This is a genomic window from Lyngbya aestuarii BL J, assembly GCF_000478195.2.
GTDB lineage: Bacteria > Cyanobacteriota > Cyanobacteriia > Cyanobacteriales > Microcoleaceae > Capilliphycus > Capilliphycus aestuarii.
Window position 1 is genome coordinate 179,776 of record NZ_AUZM01000003.1, and the last position, 13,750, is coordinate 193,525.

Here is a 13,750-nt window from a genome sequence, read left to right on the forward strand (position 1 = left end):
AATTTTACATTTGTTCACATTCCCTCTAAGTAAAAGTTTGGCATTTCCTCGAAGGGGTAGTGAACTGCTGCCACTAGAAGTGTAGCGTTATTTTCAGATTAAATACTATTGGATTTTGTACCTAATACGGCGATCGCCACTCCAGTTAAAATCACAATAGCACCCCCTAACACCACAACTGAGGGGATTTCTCCAAAAAACACATACCCCATACAACTCGCCCCCACCGGTTCAAATAATATCGCTAACATCACTAAAGTCGGAGAAGTCCGGTTAACCGCCCAACTAAAACTGGTATGTCCGACGAGTTGCGGTAAAATTGCCATTAAGATTAGATAAACATACACTAAATTCGGATAGCCGCTATAATTTGTTCCGAATAAAAAGGGTAAAGGTAATAATATTACTGCGGCAACGGTATAAGCAACGGCTACATAACCCCCGATTTTAAAGCCTCGTTGTTGGGCTTCTCGTCCGAAAATTAGATAAAAACTAATTGCCCAAGCCCCGATTAAAGCTAAACTATTTCCTAACGTTGGATTTGGACTCACGTCTGTTGTATTTCCGTCTCCTAACGCAATCATAATTCCTCCGGTTAAAGCAATAATTATCCCCAATATTGTTAATTTTGACGGTTTTTCTTTTAACCAAATTGCTGATAATATTGCTACCCAAACGGGACTCGTTGTGACTAATGTTGTCGATGCGGCGATTGAGGTATAAGATAAAGAGGTGATCCAGGTGGCAAAATGTAACGCTAAACAAACCCCGGCTATTGCTGCATAAAATAAGGCTCCCGGTTGTAGCGATCGCCAAGTGATTTTTTGCCAAGTCGGAACCAAAAGTAACGCCGCAAACGTTAACCGAGAAGCCGACATCACCAAACTAAATCCTACACTATTAACCTCGGCGGTTGCTGTTGCTAAACGGACTAAAATTGCACCTGTCGAAACACCAATTACCCCAAGAAACACCACAAAACCCACTAACCAGGACGAAGTTGAATTAGATTGTTGCATAATAAGAAGGGAATAGGGAACAGGGAACAGGGAACAGAAAAAACGTTCTCAATTGTTGCATAAGAATCAATTATTGATTAGAAAGATAAACAGAAACAGTGAACTGTTGAAAATTCTATCTTTGTGAGGATTGAGTTTTCAGATTATTAAGATTATCATAGCGATACAGAATTTATTTTTCTAACCGTTTACAGTTAACCCTTTGACAATTTTAGATAACTCATGGTTTCTACCGTTTTAATTACTGGCGCGTCTCAAGGAAGTGGGAAAGCAACTGCTTTACTCTTTGCTAAAAAAGGTTATAATGTGGTGTTAACTGCCCGCAATTTAGAGCGCTTAGAAGCAGCAGCTAGCGAAGTGCGAAGTCTGGGTGGTTCAGTCTTAGCAATTCCGACTGATGTCGGAGAGGTTCAACAGGTTCAAGAGTTAGTTGAAAAAGCCTTAGAGGTTTACGGAAATATTGAGGTTTTAGTGAATAATGCCGGAATTTGTTTAACGGGTTCTATGGCAAAAACAACCTTAGAAGATTGGCAACAATTAATGAATACTAATTTCTGGGGTTATGTGTATACTATTAACGCCCTTTTACCCCATTTTCTCGAACGTAAAAAAGGAACAATTGTTAACGTTGGTTCTTTCGGGGGGAAAATGCCTTTACCGGATATGACTGCTTATTGTGCGAGTAAATATGCGGTGACTGGACTCACAGAAACTCTACGCTTAGAACTCTCTCCAAAAGGCATTAATGTCTGTGCCGTTCATCCCGGTGTTATTAACAGTAACTTCATGGAAAGAGCGCAATTTCGCGGCGAAAATGACAGCGAAGTTGAGAACCGTCGCCAACAAATGCAAACCGTGTTAGAATCTTCTTTTGTGAGTCAACCTGAAGATATTGCTAAGGCGATTTGGGAAGCGGTGAATCAGAAAAAATCTGAAACCGTTGTCGGGTTGACATCGATAGCAACAGAAGCCTATCGGTTGTTTCCAGGGTTAATGCAGTTGATAATGAGTCAAGCCCAAAATCAGCAAAAATAAACTCAGTTCGTTGGGGTGCTTTGGCGCAAGAAAACGGACTAAAGTCCAACAACAAATAAGAGCGCGAACAGCGCAAAAAAAGTGTCTATATCGACCTAAAAAAATCTATGAAAATTCAAGGATTAGCTGCTAAAACTTCCGGTGCAGAACTCGAACCTTACAGTTATGAAGCCCCATCTCCCCAGAACTTTCAATGTATCATTAAAGTTTTATCTTGTGGGATTTGTCACTCCGATCTACACATGGTTGATAACGACTGGGAAATGAGCAACTATCCGATTATTCCCGGTCATGAAGTCATCGGAGAAGTCATCGAAATCGGTTCCCAAGTGAATCATATCAAAGTTGGCGATCGCGTGGGTATTGGTTGGCAACGAACATCTTGTTTATCCTGTCGAGATTGTTTGCGGGGTTCGGAAAATCTCTGCGATGAAATGCAAGCATTAATTGCTACAGGACCCGGAGGATTTGCTGATTATTTAGAAGTAGATTCTCGCTTTGCCTTTGCAATTCCTGATGGTATTAAAACCAATGTTGCAGGGCCTTTACTCTGTGGCGGAATTACCGTTTATTCAGCCTTACGATATGCGGGAATGGGTTCAGGATTAGAAATTGGAGTGATTGGAGTCGGTGGTTTAGGTCATCTCGCCGTACAATTTGCCAGTAAATTGGGCAACCGAGTAACTGTTTTTACCACGTCAAAAGATAAAGCTGAATTCGCCCATGAACTCGGTGCAAATGAAACCGTAATTGTCGAAAAAAATCAACCCCCTTCCGCCCCATCTCAACCGTTAAATATCCTATTAAGTACCGTTCCGGCGTCCATCGACTGGGCGTCCTACATCGATTTTCTTGACTCCGATGGCACCTTAACTCTGGTTGGGGTACCCGACGCCCCGTTGAGTATTCCGGGTTTTCCCTTACTCATGAAGCGTCGCCGAATTTTAGGGTCTGTCATCGGGGGACGGGCGATGATGCAGGAGATGTTATCGGTGGCTGAACGTTATCAAATTGAACCCATTGTCGAAATTTTCCCGATGGAAAAAGTAAACGAAGCCATGGAAAAAGTGAGAAATAATCAAGTTCGTTATCGGGCGGTTTTGAGTCATCAGTTGTGAAGTTGAGTTAAGAAAAGAGGACTGAACAAAGCCTTTGGTTTAACGGAACAGTCAATCGGTCTATAGGGCATTGCTCTGTTGAGAAGAAACGGTGCTACTATAGACCTATTCTTGAACTTGGTACTCGACATTACATCATCATTATGGCTCAATATTTACTCAGCTTCTTTGCTGCATTAGTGATTGGGGTTGTGTTTAATTCCTCCATTAAAGTCGTCAGTGGCGGAGATCAAGCCATTGTCGAAGGCTTAAATGGCCGTCATCGCACCCTCAAACCTGGAGTTCGTTATATTCTCCCGTTCTTAGAAAAGATTGTTCACTACGATACCACTCGGGAACGGTTTATCGATATTAAACCCCAGGAAGTGATTACCGGGGATAATACTCCCTTAACCGTTGATGCTGTTGTTTTTTGGAAAATCGAAGATATCGAGAAATCATACTATGAGGTTGAACAAGTTGAAGATTCTATTTCTAACTTAGTTTTGACTACGCTGCGGGCAAAAATTGCCACAATTGAGATGAGAGAACTGTTTTCCTCAATTAATGAAATTAATGATTTACTCCTGAAAACTTTAGACGAAGCGACAGGAAATTGGGGAATTAAAGTGATTCGAGTTAACCTCCAAAGTGTTACACCTCCGGCGGCGATTATGAAATCAATGGAGCAAGAAAAAGCAGCAGAAAACAAAAAACGGGCGGAGATTAGTATTGCTCGCAGTGAAGCACAATCAATAGAAATTCTCTCTAATTCTCTACAAATTTCCCCCAATAGTCGAGAGTTTATTCAATATATGATTGCTAAACAATATGTGGAAGCACATCATAAATTAAGTGCGAGTAATAACTCCAAGATTATCTTTATGAATCCTGGAGAACTTAACGAAGCAATCGGAAACTTGATGGAGGATGATCTTGAAACTGGGCCAAGAGGGGGTTCAGGTTCTAGAAAGTTAAAAATAGTCAAGCCTGAGATGAGCAAAAAACCCGATGACAATATCGGTAATAGTGCAAGCTAAAGAGTCGCTCAATTGATTAGTCTAGACGATGACCACAACTCGAACAAAAACGGTCTTCTGATTGAATAGAAGCTCCACATTGACTACAAAAACGTTTAACTTGAGAAGCAGGGTTTTCAGGAGAGTTTATTTGCATTTCCATATTTCCCATTCGCATTTCCATCGGTTTCATATTCATCTGCATATTCTCCATTTTCATCGGTTCCATCGGTTTCATTGGAGACATTGTACTCTTGGGAATGCTGGAAACTTGTTGGAGTTGTAGCATCTCAGACGGACTCATCGAAGGTGCATGATCGATCACTCCCATGCTATTTCCCTGCACATTAATATAGTGTTTTCCCTGTGCTGTTTCAATCTCAATTGTAATTCCGGCATTATTACGATAAACCCGAGGAGGAGAAGTCCAACTTCCCGTCGTAAAACTGCTACTGGACTGCTGTTGTTGTCCGGGACTGCTGCTGACTGTCGTGACAACGGTTTGGTTTGCTTGAATATCTAAGTAGACTTTTTGACTGGGACTCAGTTCACATAGATAAGCCATATTTACCCCCGCTTTAACTTGACATCTAACTTAATTATAGTAAAGTGAGGTTAGCGGTAATCACAATTTCTTAATGATTGCGTTATAACTTTAGTCAACACTAAAACCAAAAATCATTCAACTCAATTTTCTATTGTATCGTTAACTTCCGTCACCCAAAATCAGGTCAGAGATCACCCAAAATTATGATGATCTAAAGGTACAGTTTTTGGTAAACTCAAACAATGCCTCTGTTTTAACGAGCGATTAAACCATGAGTCAAGTTATTGAACAGCTTCAATCAGAATGGAACGAGATCAAAGCACAAGTTGATGAAATCCAAGCGGAGTATAATACTTTGTGCGCCAAACGTTCCTCTTTTCAAGCAATACTTCTGTTTCCAAAAGACAACTCACCAGAAGCTCAAGCCGAATTTTCTCAAGCCTGTCAAACTCAATTGGCTCAATGGTCAGTCCATTTACCTGAACTTGAGCGAGAGATAAAAGCAACAGGTTTAAGAGTCAAAAAAACTCAAGCCAAACTCGCAGTTAAACAAGCCAAACTGTATGAATTACAGGCTAAAGAAATTTGGCCAAAACTGGGTGAACAAGCAAAAATTATTAATCAATTCGCTCAACGTTTGGAACAAGAAATTCAGACATTTTGGCAAATTGCTCACAATTTTAAACCTCGTTTTGAGGATTGGCTTCCCGACAAACCTCAACTGGCTTATTTTGATCCCATCACAACCATTCCTCAAGTCAAACAGACTGAAAATGGATTACAAGTGATCAATAAAGAGATTGATTTTGAGGAAGATTGATCGTCAATTAAAATGACTAATCAAAGACTCGTCGCCTTGTGCTTAATTATAGGTATTCTCATCGTTATTTTGCCGGGTAAAACAACACTTTTAGAGTTTCAATTCACCTCCGAAAATACTAAAATTTCCCCGGCTTTTAATAGGATTTCAAAAACCGCAGATTTTGTCAACTCTCAAAAGCCGATTAAAACCCCTTTACCCTCTGAAATTAAAGTCTCTAACCCACAGCCGAACACAGAAATTAACCAGGATCAAATTTGGAGTCATCTAGAAAATCTCGTCGGAGAACGATATACAGAAAACCATCGTGAATATACTCGTCATTATTTAATCAAACAACTCCAAAAATTTGGATTTTCTCTTGACTTGCAACCGTTTGAAGAAGGGATTAATATTGTTGCGAAAAGAGCAACTGATGATCCCAATGCTGCCACTCTATTAATTGGCGCTCATTATGATACCGTGGTTAACTCACCCGGCGCTGATGATAATGCCAGCGGAATTGCAGTTATATTAGAAATCGCTCGGTTATTCGGTTCAACACCGACAGCAACTTCCTTAGAAATTGTATTTTTTGATCAAGAAGAACTCGGACTATTTGGAAGTTTTGCCTTTACCAGTCGTCCCGAAAACTTACAAACTTTACGTCATGTTATTATCCTTGATATGGTTGGTTATGCTTGTCGAGTTGAAGGCTGTCAACACTATCCGACCGGGTTAAATGTTCAGCCTTTATTAGAAGTAAATGGTATCACTCCTGGCAATAAAGGTGAGTTTTTAGTCGTCGTGGGAGAAATTCAACATCGAGACTTATTAGAATCATTTCAGCAGCTACCCTCTAACTTATCTAATCAGACTTTACCGCCCATTCTCCCCTTGCCAATCCCCTTGAAAGGTATACTCACGCCCGACGTTTTACGCAGTGATCATGCCCCCTTTTGGTATCAAAATATAGCGGCTGTATTAGTAACAGATACCGCGAATTTACGTTCTCCTCACTATCATCAACCGACAGATACTCTGGCGAATCTTGACCCAGAATTTCTCATGGGTTCAGCTCAAGTTCTTGTGAATGTTGTCACTCAGTTATTAGAAAATTAAATAAAATAGGGGACAAGATTGGAACAAGATTCAACCTTTGACAGTTCACCCGAACAATGAACCCCTAAACCCCCTGATAGAAACTGAAAAGTCTCTGATATAATGAGTTTATTCACTCAAAAGGTAGGCTCTCTCTTTGGCTTTCTGATTCGGCAAATTGGCAAGTGGGGTGAAGATTCAACTCACAGTAAAACTCTCCCGGATAGAAACAATTAATCATACACTCATTGAGATCTGATTTATGAACACAAAAGAAGACCTCCGCCAAAAATTACTTGACCTAGATAACCGAGGTTATAAAGCCTATAAAGATATTCTCGGTACTTATGAGTTTGAAGACTTTACTCTGATTATTGATTACGTTCAAGGTGATCCTTTTGCTGCTCCGAGTAAGTTTCGAGTTCATATATCACCAAATATTGCAGAATTTCCCCCAGAAATTTACGAAAACCGGATTCGAGAAATTGCTTTACGAGACTACCTAACTCGTCAATTTGATCGCAATAGTCGAGAGATTAGTAGCCGCCGAGGAACGGGAAAAAGTGGGATGATTGCGATTACTAAAATGGGACAAGAGGTGTTAGAACGCACCTCAGCCAGCTTGATTTATGTCGCTCCTCCTCAACCTAAATCTATCGGTGTTAACCCCGTCTTTCAGCGAGCTAAACCGAAGCCTTCAACTCAAGAAAAAGGCGTTGAAATGCGATTTTTTGTTGGACTTCCCGCCCGAGGACGGCAAATTTTAGGACGACAAGCCGCCGCAATGATTTGTGATGATATTCCCCTAATTGTTGAACGTTCTCTTAAATATAAAAATCTCGATCCGGATCGCTGTAAACGTCATGTTGAGACGGTAGAAGATGCCGACTGGCTACGTCAACAACTCGCAGAAAAAGGGTTAGTTGCATTTATTCCCAATGGGGCAATACTACCGCGACGCAGTGGGGTTGATCAGCGACCTTTAGAAACTGATGTTGTACCGTTTACATCTCCCGAATCTCTAGAAGTTGAATTTAATCGTCCTAACTTTGGAGCAATTAAAGGGTTAGGAATTCCCAAAGGCATTACTCTGATTGTTGGGGGTGGATATCACGGTAAATCGACCTTACTGAACGCGATAGAATTGGGCGTTTATAATCATATTTTTGCAGACGGACGAGAATTTGTCACGACCAGTCCAGATGCTGTTAAAATTCGGGCTGAAGATGGTCGTAGCGTTGCGGGTGTTGATATTTCGCCTTTTATTAATCAATTACCTCAAGGACGATCTACTCTTGATTTTTCAACTAAAAATGCGAGTGGAAGTACCTCACAAGCGGCTAATATTATGGAAGCTTTAGAGGTTTTAGTTCCGCCCGAAAATGACTCGGTTAATTCTGATGTTTCTCCGGTTTTATTAGTGGATGAAGATACGGCTGCAACTAATTTTATGATTCGCGATCGCCGAATGCAAGCCTTAATTGCTAAAGAACAAGAACCCATTACCCCATTTATTGATAAAGTTCGCCAACTTTATACTGATTATGGCGTGTCTACAATTTTAGTGATGGGGGGAAGTGGAGATTATTTTGATGTGGCGGATACAGTTATTGCAATGGATAATTTTCAACCCCAAGAATTAACCGAAAAAGCCAAAGAAATCGCCGCAGAATATACAACAGGTCGGACAACAGAAGGCGGTGAAAAGTTTGGTCAAATTCGACCCCGTATTCCGATTACTGAAAGTTTAGATCCGAGTCGCGGACGGCGAGATGTCCGGGTGAAAGTTCGAGATGTGGATGAAGTCACATTTGGAACAGAAGATGTTGATTTATCTGGGGTTGAACAGCTTGTTTCTAAAGATCAATTACGGGCGATCGCAGCCGCAATGGTTTATGCTAGAAAAAAGTATATTAATGGTGAACATACACTCCCTCAAATTTTAGCTCAAATTATGGCGGATATTACCGAAAAAGGATTAGATGTCATTACCCCTTTTCCTCAAGGAGATTTAGCCATGTTTCGACGATTTGAACTCGCAGCAGCGATTAATCGAGTCCGAACATTAGAAGTGAAATCTGTACAAGAAGTTGAATCTTTACAGGTGACGAGGGCGGAGGAAGATTCCTAAACGTTAAAATATAGAGGCGTTTTATCCAACGTCTCTATCAAACACTAAACAGCAATATTTAGATAGAGAATTGATGCTCGCTCAAAGAATATAGTGCTACGCATAAAGCTGAGGAAATTCTACTATAGCAAGATTGCCTTTCAACCCAATCTATCTGTCCTCATCAAAGAACATACTGCTATAGAATGTAATTGTTGATTTAGAGTGTTCATACTCGACTTTATCTTGAATAAAAGCAGTATACTACAAAAAAATAGCTCAGAGCCAAGTTTAGGCATCCAAGCTATTTTTAGGTCGCCATCATGTTTTGGATATACTGTCAATTTTACTGATTCTCAGACCACATGACATCACCCAATAGAGTGATTTCTGATTGACTAAAGCTGAGGTTTGCGTATATGCCAAGCTGTCGCCTGTTCATAAGCATAAGCTACTTCCAGCAGTCGAGCTTCTCCTAACACTTTCCCAATTAACTGCATCCCAATTGGAAGTCCTTGTTCATCAAACCCACACGGAATACTGAGTGCAGGTAAACCCGCTAAATTCACCGGAATTGTCATTAAATCAGACAAATACATACTTAAGGGATCAGCCGTTTTTTCTCCTGCTTTAAAAGCCGTTGTCGGAGCAGTCGGACAAACCAACACTTCTACCTGAGAAAGCGCTCGTTCAAAGTCTTGTTTAATCAAGGTTCGGACTTTTTGAGCTTTGAGATAATAAGCATCATAATATCCCGCCGACAGGGTATAGGTTCCCACCATAATTCGGCGTTTAACTTCCGCCCCAAATCCTTCTGCACGGGTTTGGCAGTACATATCAATCAAATTTTCTGCATCCGGACTGCGAAAACCGTATTTCACCCCATCATAACGAGCCAAGTTTGCAGAAGCTTCCGACGGTGCAATAATATAATAAGTGGGCAAACCATAACGAAAACGCGGACAAGAAATAACTTGAATTTCGGCGCCTAATTCTTGCAATATTTCTATTGCCTTCGTAACCGCTTGTTCAACAATAGGGTCTAACCCTTCTCCAAAAGTTTCTTTGATAATCCCAATTTTGACGCGACTTTTGGGTTTGAGAGTGGGTTTGAGAGCGGCTAGATAATTCGGGATTTGAACATTTAGACTTGTCGCATCTTTAACATCATAACCGGCGATCGCTTGTAATAAAATCGCTGCATCTTCAACCGTTCGGGCTAGAGGGCCAATCTGATCCAAAGAAGACGCATAAGCCACCAAACCGTAGCGAGACACCAACCCATAAGTCGGTTTCATCCCCACAATGCCACAAAAAGAAGCGGGTTGACGGATAGAACCGCCCGTATCAGAACCCAACGCTACAACGCATTCATCCGCCGCTACCGCCGCCGCCGAACCGCCTGAAGAACCACCCGGAACCCGTTGTACATCCCAAGGATTTGCAGTCACTTTATAGGCCGAATTTTCGGTGGAACTCCCCATCGCAAATTCATCTAAGTTCGTCTTCCCGACCATAATTGCACCCGCATCCGCCAGCTTTTGCGTAACGGTAGACTCGTAGGGGGGTACAAAGTTCTGTAAAATTTTAGATGCACAAGTGGTCGTGATTCCCTGCGTGCAGAGGTTATCTTTGATGCCAATCGGAATCCCCGCCAGCAAGCCGATTTCTTCTCCTGCGGCAATTTTAGCATCCACTTGTCGGGCTTGCTGCAACGCTCGATCTGCTGTTACACATAAAAAGCTGTTTAATTTTGAGTCTAGCTGCTCGATACGATTTAACGCCTCTTGGACGATTTCTACAGCCGAGCGTTCCTTGTTAACCAGTTGTTGGTGCAACTCGCAGATGGACGCCATTCCTTATCCTCTTTGTGTTAGTTTCTATCGATCAGAGTTTACCAAAATTACGAGATCATTTTCCTGTGAATCTATTTTTGAGAGGGATTGTGATCAATGACTTGATCTATTTTTTGCCGAATCCTCTCGTTTCAAAGTCTGTTGCTGGAAAATTAACAACATTCTACAACATCTATAGCAATCCGGAATGGTTTGTAAACAATTAATCCATCTTAGCCCACAAAATTGGAGTTTTGGGGTAATGGAGTTGACCAATCAAACACATCGCTATATTACCCAGTTTAACAAATATCATTTAAAATTAATCCAGATCAGAATGCAGAATAAATGCTTAAAACTCATCTAAGCTTAACTTATTGATCCAACAAACGACAAATCAATTCACCCGCTCCATTTTTCTCAAACCGTTTTGTCTTTCCCGACCGATCAATTTTAGTCTGTCTGCGACAATTGTAAATCTCCATTGGTTTTTTCTGACCATTAATACTCACAGATGCTCGATATTCCCAATGATATTTAGCACTGCGCTTAATACTCAGAATGCAAATTTTATTTTCATTAACCGTGCGACACATAGCGGCTTGTGCGGGTTGAGAAAACGTTAATGAAAGCAATAACAAAAGTAAGAGAGTTGTCAGAAATTTCACGAGAGATTAACAAAATAATTTTATCGCTATTCTATCTTATTTTTGTCAACTTATGAACTCCTAAAAGTCACAATTTCTGAACTTCATTCTACTAGATTCTTTTTCTCTGTCACCCTGAGTGAAACGAAGGGTCTAAAGAGTTTTAAAAGATTTTTAACGCCTAAACTCCTCTATTTCCACTTGTCAGAACGAAAAGAAGATGCTTAAAATCAAGTTGAACTCCATCTTTTCTCCAAAACTATGTCTCACCCAACCCCAACCCCTCGCCAAATTTTAGAAACACTACTTCCCTATCTGCGAGTCGCTGCGGGTTATGCGTGTCAACTTCAGCCTCTTATTCGCGCCCTTCCAAACAAAGACGGAGATAACTTCTTCGCCGAAGCCTTAACCGACGCTGACTTGTCTATTCAAACTTTAGTTGAAGTCGCACTTTTAGGAACATTTCCGAATATTCGTTTTTATGGCGAAGAACATGAACAGTCAGGAAATACAAAATATTTTCGCAGTATTGAACTGGGAGAAAAAGGGGATTATTTAGTTACTCTAGACCCCATTGATGGCACAAAGTTTTATTTAGACGGACACAACAACTATCAAATTATTCTCACCGTTCTCAACAGCGATGAATTTGAAGCTGTATTAGCGATTTCTCCCGCTTTAAACACCTATTATTATGCACTACGAGGTGAAGGAACATTTACAGGTTCTCTCGAAGACAACTTAGACGCTTGTGTTTCGGTGAAACTAGAGTCAACAGAACCGATAATTTTACTAGGATGGGGAATGAGTGAATTTAAACCTTTACTCCAGAAAAATTATGATGTTATTGATGTGGGAAATGACTACAGTTCCGATGCACAAATTCCCAACCATAACGGAATTTTAAGCGGTTGTGTTTCTGGAACAGTAATTCGGGCGGGTAAATTTATCGATGGGGCTGCATTGGCATTTTTAGCCCAAGAAGCCGGATGTATTGTTACCACCCACGACGGAAGCGTTCCCCCTCCTTTAAACACCTGTGAAAATTACAGTCGCCCCGGTTTAATCGTTGCGGCTTCGGAGTCTGTTCATCAACATTTATTAGCAGCAGCAAAAACCCTAAAAAAAGCTTAATTAAACACCTTGAGGGCGTAACTCTTGCGCCCTGATATTTCATTCATATGCTATGATAAAAAATACAGGAATAGGCTAAAAATATAGAATTGAATAATACTATGACCATAGCTAAAGACTTAGAACGTTCTCAACAAGAATGGGTAGAAATAGAATATCCCCCAAGTGACTTAGAAAGTCAGGAGTTACCTTTGGAAAGTGAATTACATCTGCGTCAACTTTTATTGCTCATTCAAACCCTTGAATATCTCTGGAAAGATCGTCAAGATTTTTATGCTTTTGGCAATCTTACCATTTATTATAGTCCGAATCAAAAGAAATCTGAATACTTCCGAGGGCCTGATTTTTTTGTAGTCTTGAACACCGAACGTAAACCCCGAAAAAGTTGGGTTGTTTGGGAAGAAGACGGAAAATATCCTCATGTTATTATAGAACTCTTATCCAATTCAACTGCAAAAGTAGATCGTACCGAAAAGAAACAAATATATCAAGAAATATTCCGCACTCCCGACTATTTTTGGTTTTCTCCAGACACCCTAGAATTTCAGGGTTTTCATTTAGTTGATGGCAAATATCAAGACATTCACCCCAACGAACAGGGATGGCTTTGGAGTCAACAGCTACAACTTTTTATCGGAATTTATGAACATAAATTGAGATTTTTTACTCCCGAAGGCACATTAGTTCCCACACCCGAAGAAACAGCCCAAACTACACAACAAAAACTCGAACTCGAACGACAACAAACAGAAAAACTAGCCGCTAAACTCCGAGAGTTAAATATTGATCCTGATAGCTTATAATCTAAAAATATAAAATATAAATCAACTTTCTGGGTACACTTAATAGCAATTAATAATTAGGGGTTTCGGGGTAATGTAGTTGACCAATCAAATAATATTTTAACGTTCCATCGCTGTCCAATCTCCCAACGGGAACAAACGCCGCCCAATAATAAGGATGTTGATAATCTTGAGAATTTAACATCTCTAACTGAGTTTGACGCCACGCCTCCGAACGTCCTTGATTTTGCAACAACCGTTGATAATATTTAATCATCAATTCCTTCGTTCCTTCATCACTAACTGTCCATAAACTCATCAATAAACTTTCCGCCCCCGCTAACGCAAACGCCCGCCTCAACCCATAAACCCCCTCACCATTTTCTATTTCTCCCAACCCCGTTTCACAAGCCGATAATACGACTAATTTTGTGCCTCTTAGCTTTAAATTTGCCACTTCCAACGCCGTTAACACCCCATCATCCAAACCGCTTTCACGGGGATTAAAACCCGCCAACGCCAAACCGGAACGCAGCAAAGGATTTTCTTGAATTGGGGTATTTTGTTGAGTGTTTTCCGAGATTAAACCAAAAGAATTATCCGGTTCAACTCGGGGAAGATTTTT

13 protein-coding genes are annotated in these 13,750 nt (G+C 40.6%); 8 read left to right on the forward strand and 5 right to left on the reverse strand.

The genetic code is table 11. The features are described from left to right. Positions 1–98: 98 nt before the first annotated feature. Positions 99–1,019: a DMT family transporter gene (locus M595_RS02565; RefSeq protein WP_023064361.1), complete on the reverse strand. Its 921-nt coding sequence runs from the start codon at positions 1,017–1,019 to the stop codon at positions 99–101. Between the two features lie 222 nt (positions 1,020–1,241). Between M595_RS02565 and M595_RS02570 the strand changes: the two genes are divergently transcribed. From M595_RS02570 to M595_RS02580, 3 genes are all read left to right on the forward strand, one after another. Further along, positions 1,242–2,054 carry an SDR family NAD(P)-dependent oxidoreductase gene (locus M595_RS02570; protein WP_023064371.1) on the forward strand — a complete coding sequence of 271 codons (813 nt, stop codon included), beginning with the start codon at positions 1,242–1,244 and terminating at the stop codon, positions 2,052–2,054. Positions 2,055–2,161: 107 nt separating this feature from the next. Further along, positions 2,162–3,172 (forward strand): NAD(P)-dependent alcohol dehydrogenase, encoded by a 1,011-nt coding sequence (locus tag M595_RS02575; RefSeq protein ID WP_023064396.1) that lies wholly within the window; start codon positions 2,162–2,164, stop codon positions 3,170–3,172. Between the two features lie 143 nt (positions 3,173–3,315). After that, entirely contained in the window at positions 3,316–4,191 is an 876-nt protein-coding gene (locus M595_RS02580; protein WP_023064310.1) for an SPFH domain-containing protein, read from the forward strand. A 16-nt stretch (positions 4,192–4,207) separates the two neighbouring features. Here M595_RS02580 and M595_RS02585 read toward each other — a convergent pair whose 3' ends face one another. After that, positions 4,208–4,735: a zinc ribbon domain-containing protein gene (locus tag M595_RS02585; protein WP_023064377.1), complete on the reverse strand. Its 528-nt coding sequence runs from the start codon at positions 4,733–4,735 to the stop codon at positions 4,208–4,210. A 253-nt stretch (positions 4,736–4,988) separates the two neighbouring features. Here M595_RS02585 and M595_RS02590 point away from each other — a divergent pair, with 253 nt between their 5' ends. The 3 genes from M595_RS02590 to M595_RS02600 all read left to right on the forward strand — a co-directional run bounded on the left by M595_RS02590 (position 4,989) and on the right by M595_RS02600 (position 8,748). Beyond that, positions 4,989–5,537 carry a hypothetical protein gene (locus M595_RS02590; RefSeq protein ID WP_023064317.1) on the forward strand — a complete coding sequence of 183 codons (549 nt, stop codon included), beginning with the start codon at positions 4,989–4,991 and terminating at the stop codon, positions 5,535–5,537. Positions 5,538–5,549: 12 nt separating this feature from the next. Next, entirely contained in the window at positions 5,550–6,638 is a 1,089-nt protein-coding gene (locus M595_RS02595) for a M28 family peptidase (RefSeq protein ID WP_040483455.1), read from the forward strand. 241 nt (positions 6,639–6,879) lie between these two features. Continuing rightward, positions 6,880–8,748 (forward strand): ABC-ATPase domain-containing protein, encoded by a 1,869-nt coding sequence (locus tag M595_RS02600; protein ID WP_023064300.1) that lies wholly within the window; start codon positions 6,880–6,882, stop codon positions 8,746–8,748. A 377-nt stretch (positions 8,749–9,125) separates the two neighbouring features. Here M595_RS02600 and gatA read toward each other — a convergent pair whose 3' ends face one another. Further along, the gene (gene gatA, locus M595_RS02605; protein WP_023064404.1) at positions 9,126–10,583 is read right to left on the reverse strand and encodes an Asp-tRNA(Asn)/Glu-tRNA(Gln) amidotransferase subunit GatA; all 1,458 of its coding nucleotides are present in this window, start codon (positions 10,581–10,583) and stop codon (positions 9,126–9,128) included. Positions 10,584–10,936: 353 nt separating this feature from the next. Beyond that, the gene (locus M595_RS02610) at positions 10,937–11,230 is read right to left on the reverse strand and encodes a hypothetical protein (protein WP_023064297.1); all 294 of its coding nucleotides are present in this window, start codon (positions 11,228–11,230) and stop codon (positions 10,937–10,939) included. 240 nt (positions 11,231–11,470) lie between these two features. Between M595_RS02610 and M595_RS02615 the strand changes: the two genes are divergently transcribed. After that, complete coding sequence (locus M595_RS02615) at positions 11,471–12,343, forward strand: inositol monophosphatase family protein (protein ID WP_023064280.1); 873 nt, start codon at positions 11,471–11,473, stop codon at positions 12,341–12,343. A 101-nt stretch (positions 12,344–12,444) separates the two neighbouring features. Next, positions 12,445–13,146, forward strand: coding sequence for a Uma2 family endonuclease (locus M595_RS02620; protein ID WP_023064339.1), 702 nt, complete (start codon positions 12,445–12,447; stop codon positions 13,144–13,146). Between the two features lie 49 nt (positions 13,147–13,195). On the opposite strand, the gene M595_RS02625 is transcribed toward M595_RS02620, so the two are convergent. After that, a partial coding sequence (locus tag M595_RS02625; protein WP_023064410.1) for a CHAT domain-containing protein occupies positions 13,196–13,750 on the reverse strand: 555 nt, incomplete at its 5' end.

Excerpts from the sequence above, each read along its gene's own strand:
- M595_RS02620 (WP_023064339.1), top strand. The coding sequence starts at position 12,445 with ATGACCATAGCTAAAGACTTAGAACGTTCTCAACAAGAATGGGTAGAA.
- gatA (WP_023064404.1), bottom strand. The coding sequence starts at position 10,583 with ATGGCGTCCATCTGCGAGTTGCACCAACAACTGGTTAACAAGGAACGC.
- M595_RS02590 (WP_023064317.1), top strand. The coding sequence starts at position 4,989 with ATGAGTCAAGTTATTGAACAGCTTCAATCAGAATGGAACGAGATCAAA.
- M595_RS02565 (WP_023064361.1), bottom strand. The coding sequence starts at position 1,019 with ATGCAACAATCTAATTCAACTTCGTCCTGGTTAGTGGGTTTTGTGGTG.
- M595_RS02570 (WP_023064371.1), top strand. The coding sequence starts at position 1,242 with ATGGTTTCTACCGTTTTAATTACTGGCGCGTCTCAAGGAAGTGGGAAA.
- M595_RS02580 (WP_023064310.1), top strand. The coding sequence starts at position 3,316 with ATGGCTCAATATTTACTCAGCTTCTTTGCTGCATTAGTGATTGGGGTT.
- M595_RS02615 (WP_023064280.1), top strand. The coding sequence starts at position 11,471 with ATGTCTCACCCAACCCCAACCCCTCGCCAAATTTTAGAAACACTACTT.
- M595_RS02600 (WP_023064300.1), top strand. The coding sequence starts at position 6,880 with ATGAACACAAAAGAAGACCTCCGCCAAAAATTACTTGACCTAGATAAC.
- M595_RS02585 (WP_023064377.1), bottom strand. The coding sequence starts at position 4,735 with ATGGCTTATCTATGTGAACTGAGTCCCAGTCAAAAAGTCTACTTAGAT.
- M595_RS02575 (WP_023064396.1), top strand. The coding sequence starts at position 2,162 with ATGAAAATTCAAGGATTAGCTGCTAAAACTTCCGGTGCAGAACTCGAA.
- M595_RS02595 (WP_040483455.1), top strand. The coding sequence starts at position 5,550 with ATGACTAATCAAAGACTCGTCGCCTTGTGCTTAATTATAGGTATTCTC.